Below are 19278 nucleotides of genomic sequence, written 5' to 3' on the forward strand. Positions count from 1 at the left end.
TCTCAGGCCCTCAGGGGGCGACAGGTAAAGCCGTGGTGTATTTAATCTCTTCCATGGCGAAGCTGGATGTCACATCAATCAGGCCGGGCACCCCATTCACTACTCGCTTGTAGAAAGCATCATAGCTTTTCATGTCGGCCACCTGAATGCACAGCAGGTAATCATACTCGCCTGCCATACGGTAAAAGGCCATTACCTCCGGCATGCTGCTCACCACCGAGACAAATGCCTGATACCAGTCGCGGCTGTGCTGCTGCGTTTTAACAAACATAAACGCCGTCAGTGACAGTCCGATTTTATCTCCATCCAGCAACGCCACCCGTGCGCGAATAATGCCATCATCTTCAAGCTTTTTCAGGCGCTTCCAGCAGGGTGTGGTGGTGAGGTTGACGGCATCCGCCAGCGCCTGCAGCGACAGCGTGCAGTCATGCTGCAGCAGTGAGAGCAATTTAAGGTCAGTTTTATCTAACATTCGCGGCTCCGGGAGAATCATTTTCTCCATTACCGCCATTTTAGCGGTAATTGTGCAATCTCTTTTTCCTGCACGTGCCATAAAATAGCCGCATCACTTTTTTACCGGACGCCTGAGATGCACACCTGCTGGATTCGCCACGCTATCAACGAAATTAACGCTGATTTTCAACGATCGGCTGAGACCCATTTGATCCGTTTCGATCTGGCGGACTTTCCCGGTATCTGGTTCTATCTGAAAGATGAAAGTACCCATCCCAGTGGCAGTCTTAAACACCGGCTGGCACGATCCCTGTTCCTCTACGGCCTCTCCAACGGCTGGATTAAACAGGATACGCCGATTATCGAAGCCTCGTCAGGCAGCACTGCCGTTTCTGAGGCGTACTTCGCAAGGCTGCTGGGTCTGCCCTTTATTGCGGTGATGCCGGCGAGCACGGCGAAGCGTAAAATTGAGCAGATCACCTTTTATGGCGGACAGTGCCATTTTGTTGAAGATCCCTGCCAGCTCTATGCTGAATCTGAACGGCTGGCGCGGGAGCTCAATGGCCATTTTATGGATCAGTTTACCTATGCTGAACGTGCCACCGACTGGCGCGGCAATAACAATATTGCAGAGAGCATTTTCCGTCAGATGGAGCATGAACCTTATCCGATTCCCCATACGATAATCATGAGTGCGGGCACGGGCGGCACTTCAGCCACGCTGGGCCGCTATATCCGTTATCAGGGACTGGAAACCAAACTGCTGGTGGTTGATCCGCAGCATTCGGTGTTTTTTGATTACTGGCAGCAGCGTGATGCTACCCTGACCAGCGCGCGCGGCAGCATGATCGAAGGAATTGGCCGTCCGCGAGTGGAGCCGTCGTTTATGCCTGACGTGATCGACGAAATGATCAAAGTGCCGGATGGTGCAACGCTGGCCGCCATGCTGAAACTGGAAAAGATTCTGGGACGCAAGCCTGGCGCCTCTACCGGCACCAATTTCTGGGGCATGATGCAGGTGGCAAAACGCCTACGGGCAGCGAATCAGCAGGGAGCGCTGGTGACACTGCTGTGCGACAGCGGCGAACGTTATCCCGATAGCTACTATCAGCCTGAGTGGGTGGCAAAACATATTGGCGATATCACGCCATGGCAGCGCGAGCTGGAATAAAAAACCGGACATCCTGTCCGGTTCACGGCAATCCTCAGCATTCGGGGGAATACGCGAGGTCGGGTGTTGCCAGCCAGTGATTTAAATAGTGAGACACCGCCTGTGTCTCGCAATGCCCTAATACCGGCAGATGCGGTAGCGCGGCTTTCAGCTGCGCCATCGCATTGCCCATGATGAAACCCTGTCCGGCCTGCGCCAGCATCTCGCGATCGTTCATGGCGTCACCAAACGCCATACACTCCGCCATGGTCAGCGACAGATGGTCACATAACAGTGCCAGCGCGCTGCCTTTATTGCAGCTGGCGGGTAACACCTCCAGACAATCCACAGCAGAGAAGCAGATGTTAGCCTGCTCGCCCAGTGCGGCATCCAGCTCTGTTTTTAGCTGACAGAGGCGCTGATGCTGATCGATAAAGCAGATTTTTGTCACCTGATGCGCGGGCAACCTTTTAAGATCGCACAGCTGATAGCCAAATCCGCTGATCTGATGGGCCACCAGCAGTTCAGGCTGTGGGTGATCGGTAAACCACCCCTGATCGTTGAAAACATGCATGGTGGCGTGCGTATCCCAGCGGCGGTGGATCACCTCTTCGGCGACCGAAGAGGGCAGATCACGCGCAAAGATCAGATTGCCCTGCCTGTCGTGTACACGGGTACCATTACCGGTAATCAGCCACGCGGGCAGTGTCATTTTTTCCCGTAAGATCTGCATCTCCAGCAGATGGCGGCCCGTCGCTAGCGCCAGATTAACGCCACGCAGATGCAACGCCTGCAGGCTATCCAGCGTCTGCTGACCCAGCTGATGATCCGGCAGCAATAATGTGCCATCCATATCGAACGCGGCTAAACGCACCATGATTTACCTCCTGCTGAAAGATGAACTCCACTATTGCCTGTTAATTGCGGAACTAATAGTGAATACTTTTAAAAAACTGTTCCGGGTTTAACATGCGCCAGCTTAACCGTCTTAATCAGTTCCAGCGTCTGTGGCAGCAGAGTCAGGGCGCCCCACAGCAAACCTGCGTGGCGGAGATGGCCCGCCACTGTATCTGCAGCGAGCGTCATCTGCGCACGTTGCTGTCACAGTGGCAGCATGCAGGCTGGCTCAGCTGGCGCGGCGAGCCTGGCCGTGGCAAACAGGGACAAATAGTGTTTCTGCGCTCACCTGAACAATTACGGCAGCAGTTGCTGCAACAACAGCTCGACGCCGGAGACGCCGCTGAGGCCTTGCAGCTGCTGGATCTGCCGCCGGAAAGGCTGATCAATATGCTGCGGCCATTAATGGGTGGACAGTGGCAGAACGATACGCCGGTTCTGCGCATCCCCTACTATCGTCCGATGGAGAGCACAGAGCCGCGCCAGATTACCGGTCGGGCCGAGCAGCACCTGGCTCGCCAGATCTATTCCGGTCTGACTCGCTTTGAGCAGGATGAGCCGGTCGGCGATCTGGCGCATCACTGGCAATATGACGAGGCGTCATCTGGCTGGTTATTCTGGTTACGGCCTCAGCTGATGTGGCACAACGACGAGCCTCTGCAGGCCGCACAACTGGTGGCGCAATTCCGCCAGCTGTTGCGGGATACGCGCGTCAGTGTGTTGCTGGCCGATGTGGTCAGCGTGGATGCGCCCCATCCGCTTGCGGTGCGTTTCGTACTGCGACGCCCTGATTTCTGGCTGCCCCATCGGCTCGCCCACTTGTTGTGCCTGCTGCCCCATCCCATCGATCCCGTCACGGGCAGCGGGCCGTGGAAACTCAGGCACTTCAGCGCCGAGCTGGTCAGGATTGAAAGTCACGCGCGCTGGCATCTGCAGCGTCCTCTGCTGCAGGCGGTGGAGTACTGGATTACCCCTCAGCTGTTTGATCCCGCTCTCGGCAGCAGCTGTCGTCATCCGGTGCAGATTGCGATAGGCGATGCCACAGAGCTCAGGACGCTGCAACCGGTCAGCAGCAGTATCAGCCTCGGCTTCTGTTATCTGGTCTGCCGACCACGAGCCGGATTTACCCCTGATCAGGCGCGCACGCTTTTCCAGCTGATCCAGCAAAGCGGCATTGTCAGCCGGTTGCCTCTGGATGAGGGACTCATCACTCCCAGTAAAGAGCTATTACCTGGCTGGAGTGTGCCGCTGATTGATGCTGTCAGGGTTCCCTTACCGGCAACCCTGACGCTGCATTATCAGTTGCCGGTTGAGCTGCACCAGATGTCACAGGCGCTGGTTGCACTGTTAAAACAGCACGGCTGCACCCTGAAGGTAGTTTTTCATCCGGTAAAAAACTGGCACGGCATCGACCCGCTTGATGAGGCAGATATCGTGATGGGCGACAGACTGATTGGTGATGCGCCGGTCTTTACGCTGGCCAGTTGGTTGCAGACTGACCCGCTATGGCAGCCGCTGTGGCCCACACTGCAGGGCGAAGAGATTCAGGCGCAACTGCTGGCTATCCAGCAAATTGCTGACGACGAAACCCGTGTCCGCTCGCTGCATCAGCTTTATCATCAGCTGATGACGGGCGGCATCCTGCTGCCACTGTTCAATTATCGCTATCAAATCTACGCGCCGCCGGGCGTTGAAGGGATTGAACTGAATACGCTGGGCTGGTTCGATTTCAGCCGCGCATGGATCCCGCCGCCCATTGATCTGCCATGCAGCTGTTCAGCGGCGGACTGAGGCATTACCATAAGCGCAAAATTAATTATCAGGAAAACACCATGAAACGCGCTGTTGTAGTTTTCAGCGGTGGACAAGACTCCACTACCTGCCTGATTCAGGCCTTAGAGCAATATGATGATGTTCATTGCGTCACTTTCGACTATGGACAACGCCATCGGGAAGAGATCGATGTGGCCCGCGACCTGGCGATTAAACTGGGCGCGCGCGCGCATAAAGTGCTGGATGTCACCATGCTGAACGAACTCGCCGTCAGCAGCCTGACGCGGGATAACATTCCGGTGCCGGCTTATAATCCCGAGGCCAGTGGATTACCCAGTACGTTTGTGCCGGGACGCAATATTCTCTTTCTGACGCTGGCCTCGGTTTACGCTTATCAGGTCGAAGCGGAAGCGGTGATCACTGGCGTCTGTGAGACCGATTTCTCCGGCTATCCCGATTGCCGCGATGAGTTTGTCAAAGCGCTGAACCATGCGGTGTCGCTGGGCATGGCGCGCGATGTTCGTTTTGAGACGCCGCTGATGTGGCTCAATAAAGCGGAAACCTGGGCGCTGGCGGATTACTGGCAGCAGCTTGCGCTGGTACGCGAGCAGACGCTGACCTGCTATAACGGCGTGAAAGGTGATGGATGTGGTGAGTGTGCAGCCTGTCATTTACGGGCCAATGGCCTGCAGGGTTATCTCAACGATCGTGCTGGCGTAATGGCGGCAATGAAAGCAAAAAGCGGTCTTAACTAAGAGTGTCTGAGGTGGCGGCAGAGAATCCAGGTTGCCGCCTTTTTATCGGCTCATGCCATCAGACGCATCAGTCGCTCGCGCAACTCCCCTTCCAGCGCAACCGCCTTCTGGGTCCGCAAATCAATACAGACAAAAGTGAGTGCGGCATCCGCCACCACGGTCTCCTGCCCTGCCAGCAAAACCCGCTGCGCAATAATGCCGCTTTTGCCATTCAACTGCGTGATCTCACTGTCGATAGTCAGTACATCGCCCAGCACGGCCGGGCGACGGTAGTTGATGTTGATGTTTACCACCACAAAAGCCAGTTTCTGTTCCTGCAACCAGTGGAATGCTTCCACCTCTTCCAGCCACTCCCAGCGCGCCTCCTCCAGAAACTCAAGATAGCGCGCATTATTGACGTGCTGATAGACATCCAGATGATAGCCGCGCACTTTTATGGTGGTCTGCATGGTCATGCTCTCCTGCTGCTGTGAATTAACTGGTTGGACCTGTTCACTTTAGCAGAGTCGCCTGTCTATCGTGGGTTAAGCATCACAGATGTGTACTGCTTCACAATTTCAGCCGGGCCGCATTTCGCTCTATCAACGCATTGCCGATACCCGGTACTTCACTGAGTTGCTGAATTGCGCTAAACGGTCCGTACTGTTCGCGATAGCTCACAATTGCCTGCGCCTTTTTCAGCCCCACCCCATTCATAACGGCAGAGAGCTGTTCGGCTGTTGCTTCATTAATGCTGACCTGATCCTGCTGTGGCTGCGCGGCGGCTTCCGGCTTCGACGCAGGGTGTGAGTTCTGCGTGACGGCTGCGCTGACAGGTTCAGGTGCCGCAGAGACGCTGCTGTGACAGAGTGCGCCGCCCAGCGCGAGTGAAAGATAGAGGGCAACGAGTTTAGGTTTAGCCATGCTGTGTTTCTCCTTGTGTGTAAACAGCAGCGACAGAGTGGCACTACTGCACGCAAGGCTCAAAAGCGGGATTTCAGAAATGGAAAAGGCCGCGAATGCGGCCTTTGATTGTTACAGTCGTTGCGCAGTTTCTGCGAGGCTTACTGCATTTGTGCGGCAGCGCCGTACTTAATTTTGGCCTCTTTACGCAGGTTTTGCAGTAACGCTTCAAACGCCAGCTGCGCATTATTCTGCGTGACGCCTTTGACCATTTCGTCAATCTGCGCCTGCGGCATGCTACCGGTTTTAACTTTATCAACCGCCACCAGTACCACATTGCCCTGCATATCTTCGCTGACACCCCAGGAAGGTTTATTTTCCGCAGGCTGAGGCAGGTTAAAGGCAGTCTGTGCCACCGGATCCTGCGCATTGCGATCAACGGTCTTGCTGGCGCTCAGCGTCAGACCCGCTGCAGTCAGCGCATCCTGCTTACCGGCTTTCAGATCGGTCAGCAGCTTATCAGCCTGAGCTTTCGCCTGCTGCGTCGCTTTATCATGCTTAAGCGTGTCAGTGATCTGCGCCTTAACCTGCTCAAGCGGTTTTACCGCTTCCGGTTTATGCTCACTGATACGCAGCACAAAGGCACGGTCGCCATCGACAGTGATGATATCGGAGTTGTTGCCCGGCGCGCCGTTTTGCCCGACCAGACCGCCATTAAAGATCGCCTGCTTCACCGCATCAAAGTTAAGCTCATCTGGCAGCGTATCCTGACTGAACCAGCCAGTCTCTTTCGCTTTCAGACCAGAAGCCTGCTCTGCACCCGCCAGTGACTCATTGTCATTGCTGGCCGCTTCGCTGACTTTCTGTTGCACTTTGTAGAAGGCATCAACGCCCTTCTCCTGCTTCACTTTCGCTGCAATGGCGCTGCGCACTTCATCCAGTGGCTTAACCTGCTCTGGCTGAATATCGTCAAGACGAACCACCAGGAAGCCCACTGAAGATTTGATCACGCCTGACATCTGGCCTTTCTCAGTCAGACCGGCATTTTTCAGCTCATCCGGCGTCGTAGAGGGTTCCAGCCAGCCCATATCGCCGCCCTTACGCGCCGAGATCGGGTCAATGGATTTGGCTTTTGCCACGTCAGCGAAGCTGGCACCCGCTTTCAGCTGCGCCAGGACCGCATTGGCATCGGCTTCAGTTTTGGTCTGAATGACGCTGTAGCGCGTACGCTGTGGCTGCGAATAGTCCGCTTTATGCTGGTCGTACCAGGCCTGAATATCGGCCTCGCTGGCATCCTGCTGCATGCTGGCCGCATCCATCAGGAGGTAGCTGACACGGAACTGCTCTGGTGCCATAAAGCTGGTTTTATGCTGCTGATAATACTGACTGATTTCGTCGTCAGTAACGGCCTGCTTCGCCGCCAGTGCATTGACGTCCAGCGTCGCCTGACGAATCTCACGCTGCTGTGAAACCAGGTCCACCAGTTTGCTGGCTTCGCCTTTCAGCGTGAAGTCGGTGTTAGCCACGGCATTGATCAGCTGTTGATTAGAGAGCTGCTTACGCAGCGCTTCGGCATACTGGTCGGCGCTGAAGCCCATATTGCTGATCAGACTCAGATATTTGGCATTGTCGAATTTACCGTTGGTCTGAAAAGCCTGCTGATTGAAGATAGCCTGCTTCACCTGATCGTCGCTGATGCTGAGGTGGAGATCTTTGATGTAGCTATCAAGCAGCGCCTGATCGATTAACTGCGACAGCGCCTGCTGGCGAATCTGCTGCATGTAGCCATCGTTGCTGGCCAGCTGTGAGAACTGATCGCCCAGCATCTGCTGCTGACGACTGCGCTCGCTGTTGAACGCCTGCTCCAGCTGTCCCCGGCTAATCTCCTGGCCGTTAACTTTGGCCGCATAGTCGTTATTGCCGCCAATCAGATAGTTGCCAACGCCCGTCAGCACAAAGGAGAGGATAATCAGCCCCAAAATAATCTTGAGCACGACATGGTTCGACGCCGCGCGTAAATTGTCCATCATGGTATGGCAACACTCCGCTGTAGTGTGAATGTAAAGCTCGGTCGCAATTCGCCATTGGCTGGCGACTCACGCAACTGCTGGCTTAGCTGGCAGTCTCAATCCGGTCCAGGTCCATCTTACGGCCCGATTCTCACCGGTTAAAACAAAAAAGGCACATCTGATTGATGTGCCCGTATGTTACATGAGAACGGGTTAATCGTCCTCTAATCCACTGAAGAAAATGCGTCAATGAATCTATTCGTTGTTATTAATTGACAGCGTCTTTCAATGCTTTACCAGCACGGAAGCCTGGTACTTTACCGGCCGGGATGGTGATCTCTTTACCGGTTTGCGGGTTGCGGCCGGTACGTGCAGCGCGGTCACGCACAGAGAATGTGCCGAAACCTACCAGAGCCACTTCATCACCGTCTTTCAGCGCATCTGAAACTGAGCCCATAAATGCATCTAAAACACGTCCCGCTGCAGCTTTAGAAATATCAGCATCGGCAGCAATTTTGTCGATCAATTGTGACTTATTCACTCTCTTCATCCCCTCTTTTATTATTTCACATCGTACCCTGCATCCGGCAGGGTGCGAACGCGCAGCAAGTTATATCAAGCCTGTGGAGCCGAAACAACGGAATTTCTCTGAGAACGTCGCGTCGGCAGCCACCTAAATTAACGGCACAAAAAAAAGCTGGCAAGCGCCAATTGCCTTGCCAGCTCCGCTTTTTAACGGTTTTTGCCGTTAATCACTATTTTGCTGTTACAACCTGCATACCGTATGGCGCATTTTCCAGTGCCAGATTCAGCACCTCTTCAATGCGTTTCACCGGATGGATCTCCAGATCGGCAATCACGTTCTGTGGAATCTCTTCCAGGTCGCGCTTGTTGTCGTCAGGGATCAGCACGGTTTTAATGCCACCACGGTGCGCTGCCAGCAGTTTCTCTTTCAGCCCGCCAATCGGCAGCACCTGACCACGCAGGGTGATCTCACCGGTCATCGCCACATCCGCCCGCACCGGGTTACCGGTCAGACAGGAGACCAGCGCAGTACACATGGCGATACCGGCACTTGGACCATCTTTCGGCGTAGCGCCTTCAGGGACGTGAACGTGAATATCACGTTTTTCGTAGAAGTCACCATTGATGCCCAGCTTCTCGGCACGGGCACGCACCACGGTCAGCGCAGCCTGAATCGACTCCTGCATCACTTCACCCAGAGAACCGGTGTAAGTCAGCTTGCCTTTACCTGGTACGCAGGCGGTTTCGATGGTCAGCAGATCGCCACCCACTTCGGTCCATGCCAGACCCGTTACCTGACCCACACGGTTTTCGCTGTCCGCACGACCGTAGTCGAAGCGCTGAACGCCCAGGAAATCCTTGAGGTTTTCGCCATTGATAGTGATGTGCTTTTTCGTCTTGTCCATCAGCAGCGATTTAACCGCTTTACGGCACAGTTTCGACAGCTCACGCTCAAGGCTACGCACACCGGCTTCACGGGTGTAGTAACGGATAATGCCCACAATCGCGCTGTCTTCAACCGTAATTTCATTGGCTTTCAGGGCATTGCGCTCAATCTGCTTGGTCAGCAGATGCTGCTTAGCGATGTTCAGTTTTTCATCTTCGGTGTAACCCGACAGACGAATCACTTCCATACGGTCCAGCAGCGGTGCCGGGATGTTCATTGAGTTCGATGTAGCAACGAACATCACATCAGAGAGGTCATAGTCGACTTCCAGATAGTGGTCGTTGAACGCAATGTTCTGCTCAGGATCAAGCACTTCCAGCAGCGCTGAAGCCGGATCGCCGCGCATGTCAGAGGACATTTTGTCGATTTCATCCAGCAGGAACAGTGGGTTTTTAACCCCGACTTTCGCCATTTTCTGGATTAATTTACCCGGCATAGAGCCGATGTAAGTACGACGGTGACCGCGGATTTCAGCTTCATCACGCACGCCACCCAGCGCCATACGCACATATTTGCGTCCGGTTGCTTTGGCGATCGACTGACCGAGAGAGGTTTTACCTACCCCTGGCGGTCCGACCAGGCACAGAATCGGCCCTTTGATTTTGCTGACGCGACTCTGAACCGCAAGATACTCAAGAATACGATCCTTCACGCGCTCCAGCCCGTAATGGTCGGTATCCAGCGTCTCCTGCGCTTTACGCAGATCTTTCTTCACTTTGCTGCGCGCGTTCCACGGAACCTGCACCATCCAGTCGATATAGCCGCGAACCACGGTTGCTTCAGCGGACATCGGGGACATCATCTTCAGCTTCTGCAGCTCAGCTTCCGCTTTCTCGCGCGCTTCTTCCGGCATTTTTGCCGCGTCGATTTTGCGTTTTAACGCTTCGTACTCGTCGGGCGCGTCGTCCATCTCGCCCAGCTCTTTCTGAATCGCCTTCATCTGCTCATTCAGATAGTACTCGCGCTGGCTCTTCTCCATCTGCTTCTTAACACGGTTGCGAATGCGCTTCTCAACCTGCAGCAGATCGATTTCAGATTCCATCATCGCCATCAGATATTCCAGACGTTCGTTGACGTCGGACATCTCCAGCACAGACTGTTTGTCTGCCAGCTTCAGTGGCATATGTGCTGCGACGGTGTCGGCAAGGCGGGCCGCATCGTCAATGTTGTTCAGCGAGGTTAAAACCTCGGGTGGGATCTTCTTGTTGAGTTTGATGTAGCCTTCAAACTGATTGATCGCCGTGCGCACCAGCACTTCCTGCTCGCGCTCTTCAATCTCTGGCGAAACCAGATATTCAGCTTGTGCCACAAAATGGTCACCGTTATCGGCCAGCGTCGTAATGTGGGCGCGCTGTAAACCTTCGACCAGGACTTTGACGGTGCCATCCGGCAGTTTCAGCATTTGTAATACTGATGCAACGGTCCCTACTGAGAAGAGATCGTTAATGCCAGGTTCATCCGTTGAAGCCTCTTTCTGTGCGACCAGCATGATTTTTTTATCATGATCCATTGCGGCTTCAAGGCACCGAATTGATTTTTCCCGGCCAACAAACAACGGAATTACCATGTGCGGATAAACCACCACGTCGCGCAGCGGCAACACGGGGATTTCAATGCGTTCAGAACGCTCAGGATTCATAGAGCTCTCTCTTTGTTTAATGTCCGCCAGGTGATGGGAACCGCATCAGGCAGGTATGCAGTTAAACCCACAGGTATCTGAGTATATGGGGATGATTGTCCGACATTCAACGTCACAGAGGCGAGAAAAGCAAAAGGGGAAACATTTTCCCCTTTTTTATTACAACAAGATGGACGATCTGTTTAATTATTCGCCAGATGCCTGGGCTTCATGCTTACCGTAGATCAACATGGGCTCAGACTGACCTTCAATAACTGATTCATCAATCACTACTTTTTCCACGTCGTCCATGGAAGGCAGGTCATACATCGTTTCCAGTAACGCGCCTTCTACAATTGAACGCAGACCACGTGCACCGGTTTTACGTGACATCGCTTTCTTAGCAATGGCGGTTAACGCCTCGTCACGGAACTCCAGCTCAACGCCTTCCAGGTTAAACAGCGCCTGGTACTGTTTGGTCAGGGCGTTCTTAGGCTCACGCAGAATCTGAATCAGCGCTTCTTCGCTCAGCTCGCTCAGGGTCGCAACAACAGGCAGACGACCGATGAACTCAGGGATCAGACCAAATTTGATCAAATCTTCTGGTTCACACTGCGCAAGCAGTTCGCCTTCGCTGGCTTTCTGCGATTTCCCTTTCACGGTCGCGCCGAAGCCGATACCGGATCCGGTTTCAACACGCTGGGCGATCACTTTGTCCAGGCCGGCAAATGCGCCGCCGCAGATAAACAGAATTTTAGAGGTATCAACCTGCAAAAATTCCTGCTGCGGATGCTTACGTCCACCCTGCGGGGGAACGGCAGCCACGGTGCCTTCAATCAGTTTAAGCAGTGCCTGCTGTACGCCTTCGCCTGACACGTCACGGGTAATCGACGGGTTATCAGACTTACGTGAGATTTTGTCGATTTCATCGATGTAAACGATGCCGCGCTGTGCTTTCTGTACGTCGTAGTCGCATTTCTGCAGCAGTTTCTGGATGATGTTTTCAACATCTTCACCAACGTAACCGGCTTCAGTCAGCGTGGTGGCATCAGCCATGGTAAACGGCACATCCAGCAGGCGTGCCAGCGTTTCTGCCAGCAGCGTTTTACCACTACCGGTCGGGCCAATCAGCAGAATGTTGCTTTTGCCCAGCTCGATACCATTGCTGGTATCGCCGTTGCGCAGACGCTTGTAGTGGTTGTAAACCGCAACCGCCAGCACTTTCTTCGCTCTTTCCTGACCGATGACATAATCATCGAGGTGATGGCGAATTTCATGTGGGGTTGGCAACGCACTACGTTCACGATGCGGGGCAACTTCCTTAATCTCTTCGCGAATGATGTCGTTGCACAGGTCAACACACTCATCGCAGATATACACTGACGGCCCGGCAATCAGCTTTCGCACTTCATGCTGGCTTTTGCCGCAAAAAGAGCAGTACAGCAACTTTCCTGAACCGTCTTTGCGCTTATCTGTCATCAGTTAACCTCTTCTTGTTCTCAGGCCATACCCGAGTACGGCTCAGGCCGTGCGGAGACGGCCGAAATTCATTCAACCCATAATAGTACCGTTGTCCTGTTAACTATAGACCAGGGACAACGGTAAGTCGGGTCTTATTGGCGATGCGTCAGAATTGAATCGACTAATCCATACTCTACCGCTTCATTTGCAGAGAGGAAACGGTCACGCTCGGTGTCACGCTCAATTTCTTCCAGCGTTTTACCGGTGTGCTCAGCCATCAGCTCATTCATACGCTGCTTAACTTTAAGGATTTCGCGCGCATGGATCTCGATGTCTGACGCCTGACCCTGATAACCGCCCAGCGGCTGGTGGATCATCACACGTGAGTTTGGCAGACAGAAACGTTTGCCTTTGGTCCCCGCCGTCAGCAGGAAAGCGCCCATAGAACAGGCCTGACCCATACAGATAGTGCTGACATCCGGTTTGATAAATTTCATGGTGTCGTAGATCGACATACCGGCCGTGATGACACCGCCTGGCGAGTTAATGTAGAGATAGATATCTTTTTCCGGGTTTTCAGCTTCCAGAAACAGCATCTGCGCCACAATCAGATTAGCCATGTGGTCTTCGACCTGGCCAGTCAGAAAAATGACGCGCTCTTTAAGCAGACGGGAGTAGATGTCGTAAGAACGCTCACCACGCGAAGTTTGTTCAACCACCATTGGCACCAGCGCATTGTGCGGTGCTGTATATTCACGATCGCCACTGTATGACATTACCGTCTCCTGGATAAATTTCATTGGCAACATTCTGTACCGATTCTACGTAAGACGCGCGGGAAACTCCACGCCGCGCCTTTTTCCGACACCTTCAGGACGGTTAATCAGCCAGCCTCACTCTTATTTCTGCATACTCCCTGTATCTGGGGATGCTGCACGCATGTTTCAAGCATAACAATCTTTTCCCTGTTCGCTAACCCGGAAAAAGCGATGCGTGAATAATTCGCCTGTTTATTAAACAAATAGCGGCGAAGAGTGGCTATCCGGACGCAAAACACAAAAAAGCCCGCGACTTTTCAGTCACGGGCTTAGCACAGACGGTTAAATGCGTGATCAGGCCTGAGCGGTCTGATTCATCAGATCCTGGAAGTTGGTCTCTTTCTCGGTCACTTTAGCTTTCGCCAGGACCGCTTCAACCGCTTGCTCTTCCAGCGCAACGTTGCGCATATTGTTCATCAGCTCGTTATTCTTGCTGTAGAACTCGATCACTTCCTGCGGATCTTCATACGCAGAAGCCATCTCTTCGATCATGGTGCTTACGCGCGCTTCGTCAGCTTTCAGCTCGTGGGTACGAATCACTTCGCCCAGCAGCAGACCGACAACAACACGGCGTTTAGCCTGCTCTTCGAACAGTTCGCGTGGCAGTTCCAGCGCCTGCTGTTCGTTGCCACCGAAACGCTGTGCAGCCTGACGACGCAGAACGTCGATTTCGCTGTCAACCAGCGCAGCTGGCACGTCGATTTCGTTCGCTTCAACCAGACCGTCGATTGCCTGAGTTTTGATGCGATTACGGATAGCGCCTTTCAGCTCGCGATCCATGTTCTTACGCACTTCAGTACGCAGACCGGCAACTGAACCATCTTCAACGCCGAAACGTTTGATGAACTCTTCAGTCAGCTCTGGCAGTTCGCGCGTTTCAACTTTCTTCAGCACGATCTCGAACTTCGCATCTTTCCCTTTCAGGTTTTCTGCGTGGTAGTCGTCCGGGAATTTCACGTCGATAGTGAAAGTTTCGCCCGCTTTGTGACCCACAACGCCTTCTTCAAAGCCTGGGATCATGCGGCCCTGGCCCATGGCCAGAACGAAATCAGAGGCTTTGCCGCCTTCGAACTCTTCACCATCCACAGAACCGTTGAAATCGATAGTGGCACGATCTTCCGGACCTGCTGCAGCGTCGCTTTCGATCCAGTTGGCCTGCTGCTTGCGCAGGGTGTCCAGCATGGTATCAACGTCAGCATCAGTTACTTCAACGACAGGTTTTTCGACTTCGATGTTTTCCAGGCCTTTCAGCTCAACTTCCGGATAGACTTCGAATTCAACCGCGTAGGTGAAATCCTGACCTTCTTTGTATTCGCCTGGCACGTAGTTCGGTGCGCCAGCCGGATTAATTTTTTCTTTGATGATGGCGTCAACAAAGTTGCGCGTCATCAGCTCGCCCAGCACGTCCTGACGGACAGAAGCGCCGTAACGCTGTGCCACGATGTTCATCGGCACTTTGCCTTTACGGAAACCATCGATGCGAACTTTCCTGGCAACGTCAACCAGTTCTTTTTTTACAGCGCTTTCGATGCTGTCAGCAGCGACAGTAATCGTAATGCGACGGCCCAGGCCCTGAGTGGTTTCTACAGAAACTTGCATCTTGTTACCTCAAAAAATCACGTGCTCGGTCAACTTCAGACACCACACATAGTGAAATGCGCCGTATCCAACAACCGGGACGGCTTCCGTGAAGAGAACCTGATCCCTGTTACCAGAAGCGTCCCGAAGACATTCCGGAAAAATAGACGCAGCATTATAGCGGCATCGCTGGAATGAGTCGAGGATGCTAACTCACCACTTTTCAGCAGGTTTGCTGCTTTTTTGAGCCAGGGATCGCGTTTTTCGCTAAATAACAGAAAAAACGGCCCGCAGGCCGTTTCAGAGAAGGGAGATCAGGCGAGTGTTCCGGCACCACGACAGTTAGGCGAAGCCAGTACGGTATCCTGCAATCCTTCCCACTCTTTCAGGGTATAAGTATGCAGGGCTAAGGCATGTACGCTGCCCGCTAACTCAGCGGCCAGTTCGCCATAAATCAGGCGATGACGCGCCAGAAAGCGCTGGCCTGCAAAGCAGTCGCTCACGATGACCACTTTGAAGTGACTTTCCGATCCGGCAGGAACATTGTGCCGGTAACTTTCGTCGTGCACTTCCAGATGAGCTGGCTGAAACGCCACACGCAGCTTTTCTTCTATTTGTTCGCGGATCATGGCTATTACTCCTCAATGGCGAGCGCAGTGCCCCATCTCATTCAATCTTAGTCGCTTTTAGTGCGCTTACCCGCAAGCGCACGCTAAATATTGCATTTTATGTCAGACCGCTTCCGGCACGCATAATAACGCAGCTGAAACGAACAGCAAACCGACCTGTCAGAGAAGAGGCTTAAAACGGTTTCAGACACAATTTCCCCGGCAACAGGGCTTTTTTCACTGCCGGGCAATGCTATGATGACCGCAGTTTTTGCAAACCAACCCCCTGACACCAACGAGAAAAAGTATGTTGAAAAAACTGTTATTCCCACTGTTGGCTGCGTTCATTTTAGCCGGCTGTGCAACCAGCAATAATACCCTGACTATCCAGCCTAAAATTCAGTTACCGCAGCAGGACCCAGGCCTGATGGGCGTGACTGTCAGCATCAACGGTGCCGACCAGCGTAAAGATCAGGCGCTGGCAAAAGTAAACCGTGATGGTCAGTTAGTGACCTTAACGTCGTCGCGTGACCTGCGCTTCCTGCTGCAGGAAGTGCTGGAGAAGCAGATGACAGCACGCGGCTATATGATTGGTCCTAATGGCGCGGTCGATCTGCAGATTGTGGTGAACAACCTCTATGCCGACGTCACTCAGGGCAATGTGCGCTACAGCATCACCACCAAAGCGGACATCTCTATTATCGCAACAGCGAAAAACGGCAACAAACAGGTTAAAAACTACCGCCAGACTTACAGCGTAGAAGGCGCGTTCAACGCCAATAACCAGAAGATTACCAACGCGGTGAACGCCACTATGAGCGATGTGATCGCGGATATGGCTCAGGACACCAGCGTCAACGACTTTATCAAGCAGAACGCCCGTTAATTCAGTCTCTCCTCTGCCCTGCCTTGCGCAGGGCTTTTTGTTATCTGCAGGATCCGCATGAACCACTATCTTCGCCTCTTCAGCCAGAAAAACGCCGCCGTATTGCTGCTTCTTGGTTTTGCTTCCGGACTGCCGCTGGCCCTGACATCGGGCACGTTGCAGGCGTGGATGACGGTGGAAAATGTCGACCTGAAAACCATCGGCTTCTTTTCGCTGGTCGGCCAGGCCTATGTCTTTAAGTTTCTCTGGTCACCGATGATGGACCGCTATACGCCGCCGTTTCTGGGCCGACGTCGCGGCTGGTTACTGGTCAGTCAGCTGGCGCTGGTTGGCGGGATAATCGCGATGGGATTTCTGCAACCGGGACGCGATCTTACCCTGATGGCCGCGCTGGCCGTGCTGATTGCCTTCTGCTCCGCCTCACAGGACATCGTTTTTGACGCATGGAAAACGGACATCCTGCCGCCTGAAGAGCGTGGCAGCGGCGCGGCGATTACCGTGCTGGGGTATCGACTGGCAATGCTGATTTCCGGCGGGCTGGCGTTGTGGCTGGCTGACCGCTATCTCGGCTGGCAGGCAACCTACTGGCTGATGGCGCTGATGATGGTGCCGGGCATTATCGCCACGCTGGTGGCGAGCGAGCCAGATACCCGTATCTCCACACCCCATTCACTGCGTCAGGCGGTGGTCGATCCACTAAAAGATTTCTTTCAGCGCAACAACGCCTGGCTGCTGATTACCCTGATTATTCTTTACAAGCTGGGCGATGCGTTTGCCGCCTCGCTGACCACCACTTTTTTGATTCGCGGCGTGGGCTTCAACGCCGGTGACGTCGGTCTGGTCAACAAGACGCTGGGTCTGCTGGCGACCATTATTGGCGCGCTCTATGGCGGCGTACTGATGCAGCGTCTGAGCCTGTTCCGGGCGCTAATGATTTTCGGTCTGCTGCAGGCTGTCTCGAACTTTGGTTACTGGCTGCTGGCGGTGACCGATAAACAGTTGTGGAGCATGGCCAGCGCGGTCTTTGTTGAAAATCTCTGTGGCGGCATGGGCACCGCGGCCTTTGTGGCGCTGTTAATGACGCTGTGCAATAAGTCGTTCTCCGCTACCCAGTTCGCACTGTTGTCGGCGCTCTCAGCGGTGGGTCGGGTCTATGTTGGCCCGGCGGCGGGGTGGCTGGTGGAACTCTGGGGCTGGCCGACCTTTTATGCTTTCACGGTGATGGCGGGTCTGCCAGGCCTGGTGCTGCTGGCTTTTTGCCGACAAACATTGAATCAGGTCGAGCAAAGTGGCAATTTTCTGACACGTAGCTACTATCCTCATGGCTATCGCTGGACTAATCGTCTGTTTGCAGCCGGATGTGGCGTGCTGGCGCTCTGGCTGGTGGCTCTGGCACTGAATGCGTTGGGCGTGACGGCGCTGACACCGCTGCTTACCCGCCTGTTTGAACTGGGTATAACACTCTCCCTGCTGGCGGTGCTTTCGGGAGTGTTGCTGGACTATCGGGCGCTGAAGAGACCCCCTGCGTTGCCTGCATCAGATGCTTAAGTGAAATCGATAGGTTTACGGGCTGCGGCTTATTTTATGACACCCCGATAAGTCGCCGCCATTTATCATCGCGTGTTATTTTTTAAAAATAACAATATGACCTGAGGAGGCGTAGCGGAAATACTAAAAACCGGTGAGCAATTACTTTAGTTAAATTTCATCGCGCAAATGATGCAGACTTGTTAAATATTTGGGAGTTAAAAGTAAGGGTTATTCCTTTCCCTGATTTTTTTACGGTTACTTCCATTGGTTTTTGTTATATTGATGCCAACTGCTTGTCTGCGTTAATTATTTGTCACCTGGCGCAACATCTGTGACACCCTTAGCAAAAGGTGTCAACACGTATCTGACACATCCTTAAGCTGGTTTACACTGCATAAACCTTCCCGTAAAATGCGCGCACACTTAAACGACAATAGAGCCCTTTGTCATTGAGGTCGTTAAATGAGACTCAGTAAATACAATAAAAGTTTGGGGATTTTGTCATTAATTGCAGGCACTTTATTAATGAGTGGCTGCGATAGTGCATTGTTAAATCCCAAAGGACAGATTGCACTGGAGCAACGTTCGCTGATACTGACTGCCTTTGGCCTGATGTTGATCGTCGTCATCCCCGCAGTCCTGATGGCCGTGGTGTTTGCCTGGAAATATCGGGCGTCCAACACGAATGCGAAGTACAGCCCTAACTGGTCACACTCTAACAAAGTGGAAGCCGTGGTCTGGACCATTCCGATCCTGATCATTCTCTTCCTCAGCGTGCTGACCTGGAAATCAACCCACGCACTGGAGCCCAGCAAACCGCTGCAATCTGATGTGAAACCGGTTGAGATCGATGTGGTTGCACTGGACTGGAAATGGTTGTTCATTTACCCGGAACAGGGTATTGCGACCGTGAACCAGATTGCCTTCCCGGCAAATACTCCGGTGAACTTCAAAATCACGTCTAACTCCGTCATGAACTCTTTCTTCATCCCAACGCTCGGCAGCCAGATTTATGCGATGGCTGGTATGCAGACCAAGCTGCATCTGATTGCAAATGAGCCGGGAATTTTCGACGGTATCTCTGCGAACTTCAGTGGTCGTGGTTTCTCTGGCATGAAGTTTAAAGCCATTGCAACCAAAGACGATGCGGAATTCCAGCAGTGGGTGGCTAAAGTTAAAGCAGCCCCTAACACGCTGAACACCATGGATGATTTCGAGAAAGTGGCTGTGCCAAGCGAAAATCACCCGGTGGAATATTTCTCTTCAGCTGATCCGAAACTGTTCATGCAAGTCATCGACAAGTTCAAGATGAGCCACGGGAAAATGGACATGCCAAAACATGAAGGTATGGACATGAGTCACGCCGCTTCCGCGGGAGCCGAGGAATAA

At 53.3% G+C, this 19278-nt stretch carries 17 protein-coding genes; 6 read left to right on the plus strand and 11 right to left on the minus strand.

What is annotated here, in order from left to right; genetic code table 11:
- Positions 1 to 10: 10 nt before the first annotated feature.
- Positions 11 to 472, minus strand: coding sequence for an Lrp/AsnC family transcriptional regulator (locus OK412_RS13325; protein ID WP_264353240.1), 462 nt, complete (start codon positions 470 to 472; stop codon positions 11 to 13).
- Positions 473 to 589: 117 nt separating this feature from the next.
- Here OK412_RS13325 and OK412_RS13330 point away from each other — a divergent pair, with 117 nt between their 5' ends.
- Positions 590 to 1624, plus strand: coding sequence for a PLP-dependent cysteine synthase family protein (locus tag OK412_RS13330; protein WP_010255863.1), 1035 nt, complete (start codon positions 590 to 592; stop codon positions 1622 to 1624).
- Between the two features lie 34 nt (positions 1625 to 1658).
- On the opposite strand, the gene cof is transcribed toward OK412_RS13330, so the two are convergent.
- Positions 1659 to 2480, minus strand: coding sequence for an HMP-PP phosphatase (cof, locus tag OK412_RS13335; RefSeq protein WP_182500318.1), 822 nt, complete (start codon positions 2478 to 2480; stop codon positions 1659 to 1661).
- A 92-nt stretch (positions 2481 to 2572) separates the two neighbouring features.
- On the opposite strand from cof, the gene OK412_RS13340 reads away from it, so the two are divergent.
- Positions 2573 to 4291 (plus strand): SgrR family transcriptional regulator, encoded by a 1719-nt coding sequence (locus tag OK412_RS13340; protein WP_264353241.1) that lies wholly within the window; start codon positions 2573 to 2575, stop codon positions 4289 to 4291.
- 41 nt (positions 4292 to 4332) lie between these two features.
- Positions 4333 to 5028, plus strand: a complete 696-nt coding sequence (queC, locus tag OK412_RS13345; RefSeq protein WP_031592184.1) for a 7-cyano-7-deazaguanine synthase QueC — start codon at positions 4333 to 4335, stop codon at positions 5026 to 5028.
- A 50-nt stretch (positions 5029 to 5078) separates the two neighbouring features.
- Here the strand turns inward: queC and OK412_RS13350 are convergent, their stop codons facing one another.
- The 9 genes from OK412_RS13350 to bolA all read right to left on the minus strand — a co-directional run bounded on the left by OK412_RS13350 (position 5079) and on the right by bolA (position 15494).
- A complete protein-coding gene (locus OK412_RS13350) occupies positions 5079 to 5477 on the minus strand; it encodes a YbgC/FadM family acyl-CoA thioesterase (RefSeq protein WP_010671209.1) in 399 nt (132 codons plus the stop codon).
- A gap of 100 nt (positions 5478 to 5577) precedes the next feature.
- The gene (locus OK412_RS13355) at positions 5578 to 5931 is read right to left on the minus strand and encodes a ComEA family DNA-binding protein (protein WP_033771076.1); all 354 of its coding nucleotides are present in this window, start codon (positions 5929 to 5931) and stop codon (positions 5578 to 5580) included.
- 140 nt (positions 5932 to 6071) lie between these two features.
- Positions 6072 to 7940 (minus strand): peptidylprolyl isomerase, encoded by a 1869-nt coding sequence (gene ppiD / locus OK412_RS13360; RefSeq protein WP_033779659.1) that lies wholly within the window; start codon positions 7938 to 7940, stop codon positions 6072 to 6074.
- A 247-nt stretch (positions 7941 to 8187) separates the two neighbouring features.
- Positions 8188 to 8460: a nucleoid-associated protein HU-beta gene (gene hupB / locus OK412_RS13365; RefSeq protein ID WP_009091701.1), complete on the minus strand. Its 273-nt coding sequence runs from the start codon at positions 8458 to 8460 to the stop codon at positions 8188 to 8190.
- A 214-nt stretch (positions 8461 to 8674) separates the two neighbouring features.
- Positions 8675 to 11029 (minus strand): endopeptidase La, encoded by a 2355-nt coding sequence (gene lon / locus OK412_RS13370; protein ID WP_010255415.1) that lies wholly within the window; start codon positions 11027 to 11029, stop codon positions 8675 to 8677.
- 186 nt (positions 11030 to 11215) lie between these two features.
- Entirely contained in the window at positions 11216 to 12487 is a 1272-nt protein-coding gene (gene clpX, locus OK412_RS13375; RefSeq protein WP_010671205.1) for an ATP-dependent protease ATP-binding subunit ClpX, read from the minus strand.
- Between the two features lie 134 nt (positions 12488 to 12621).
- Complete coding sequence (gene clpP, locus OK412_RS13380) at positions 12622 to 13245, minus strand: ATP-dependent Clp endopeptidase proteolytic subunit ClpP (protein ID WP_010255410.1); 624 nt, start codon at positions 13243 to 13245, stop codon at positions 12622 to 12624.
- 336 nt (positions 13246 to 13581) lie between these two features.
- Positions 13582 to 14886 carry a trigger factor gene (tig, locus tag OK412_RS13385; protein WP_010255408.1) on the minus strand — a complete coding sequence of 435 codons (1305 nt, stop codon included), beginning with the start codon at positions 14884 to 14886 and terminating at the stop codon, positions 13582 to 13584.
- 293 nt (positions 14887 to 15179) lie between these two features.
- Complete coding sequence (gene bolA, locus OK412_RS13390; RefSeq protein WP_008924895.1) at positions 15180 to 15494, minus strand: transcriptional regulator BolA; 315 nt, start codon at positions 15492 to 15494, stop codon at positions 15180 to 15182.
- A gap of 286 nt (positions 15495 to 15780) precedes the next feature.
- Between bolA and OK412_RS13395 the strand changes: the two genes are divergently transcribed.
- From OK412_RS13395 to cyoA, 3 genes are all read left to right on the plus strand, one after another.
- Positions 15781 to 16359 (plus strand): lipoprotein, encoded by a 579-nt coding sequence (locus OK412_RS13395; protein WP_010255406.1) that lies wholly within the window; start codon positions 15781 to 15783, stop codon positions 16357 to 16359.
- 57 nt (positions 16360 to 16416) lie between these two features.
- A complete protein-coding gene (gene ampG / locus OK412_RS13400; RefSeq protein ID WP_157351645.1) occupies positions 16417 to 17907 on the plus strand; it encodes a muropeptide MFS transporter AmpG in 1491 nt (496 codons plus the stop codon).
- 444 nt (positions 17908 to 18351) lie between these two features.
- Positions 18352 to 19278, plus strand: a complete 927-nt coding sequence (cyoA, locus tag OK412_RS13405; RefSeq protein WP_010255402.1) for a cytochrome o ubiquinol oxidase subunit II — start codon at positions 18352 to 18354, stop codon at positions 19276 to 19278.

Origin of the sequence: Pantoea sp. JV6 (genome assembly GCF_025910055.1) — a bacterium.
GTDB classification, from domain to species: domain Bacteria; phylum Pseudomonadota; class Gammaproteobacteria; order Enterobacterales; family Enterobacteriaceae; genus Pantoea; species Pantoea agglomerans.

Excerpts from the sequence above, each read along its gene's own strand:
- OK412_RS13325 (WP_264353240.1), bottom strand. The coding sequence starts at position 472 with ATGTTAGATAAAACTGACCTTAAATTGCTCTCACTGCTGCAGCATGAC.
- OK412_RS13330 (WP_010255863.1), top strand. The coding sequence starts at position 590 with ATGCACACCTGCTGGATTCGCCACGCTATCAACGAAATTAACGCTGAT.
- cof (WP_182500318.1), bottom strand. The coding sequence starts at position 2,480 with ATGGTGCGTTTAGCCGCGTTCGATATGGATGGCACATTATTGCTGCCG.
- OK412_RS13340 (WP_264353241.1), top strand. The coding sequence starts at position 2,573 with ATGCGCCAGCTTAACCGTCTTAATCAGTTCCAGCGTCTGTGGCAGCAG.
- queC (WP_031592184.1), top strand. The coding sequence starts at position 4,333 with ATGAAACGCGCTGTTGTAGTTTTCAGCGGTGGACAAGACTCCACTACC.
- OK412_RS13350 (WP_010671209.1), bottom strand. The coding sequence starts at position 5,477 with ATGCAGACCACCATAAAAGTGCGCGGCTATCATCTGGATGTCTATCAG.
- OK412_RS13355 (WP_033771076.1), bottom strand. The coding sequence starts at position 5,931 with ATGGCTAAACCTAAACTCGTTGCCCTCTATCTTTCACTCGCGCTGGGC.
- ppiD (WP_033779659.1), bottom strand. The coding sequence starts at position 7,940 with ATGATGGACAATTTACGCGCGGCGTCGAACCATGTCGTGCTCAAGATT.
- lon (WP_010255415.1), bottom strand. The coding sequence starts at position 11,029 with ATGAATCCTGAGCGTTCTGAACGCATTGAAATCCCCGTGTTGCCGCTG.
- clpX (WP_010671205.1), bottom strand. The coding sequence starts at position 12,487 with ATGACAGATAAGCGCAAAGACGGTTCAGGAAAGTTGCTGTACTGCTCT.
- clpP (WP_010255410.1), bottom strand. The coding sequence starts at position 13,245 with ATGTCATACAGTGGCGATCGTGAATATACAGCACCGCACAATGCGCTG.
- tig (WP_010255408.1), bottom strand. The coding sequence starts at position 14,886 with ATGCAAGTTTCTGTAGAAACCACTCAGGGCCTGGGCCGTCGCATTACG.
- bolA (WP_008924895.1), bottom strand. The coding sequence starts at position 15,494 with ATGATCCGCGAACAAATAGAAGAAAAGCTGCGTGTGGCGTTTCAGCCA.
- OK412_RS13395 (WP_010255406.1), top strand. The coding sequence starts at position 15,781 with ATGTTGAAAAAACTGTTATTCCCACTGTTGGCTGCGTTCATTTTAGCC.
- ampG (WP_157351645.1), top strand. The coding sequence starts at position 16,417 with ATGAACCACTATCTTCGCCTCTTCAGCCAGAAAAACGCCGCCGTATTG.
- cyoA (WP_010255402.1), top strand. The coding sequence starts at position 18,352 with ATGAGACTCAGTAAATACAATAAAAGTTTGGGGATTTTGTCATTAATT.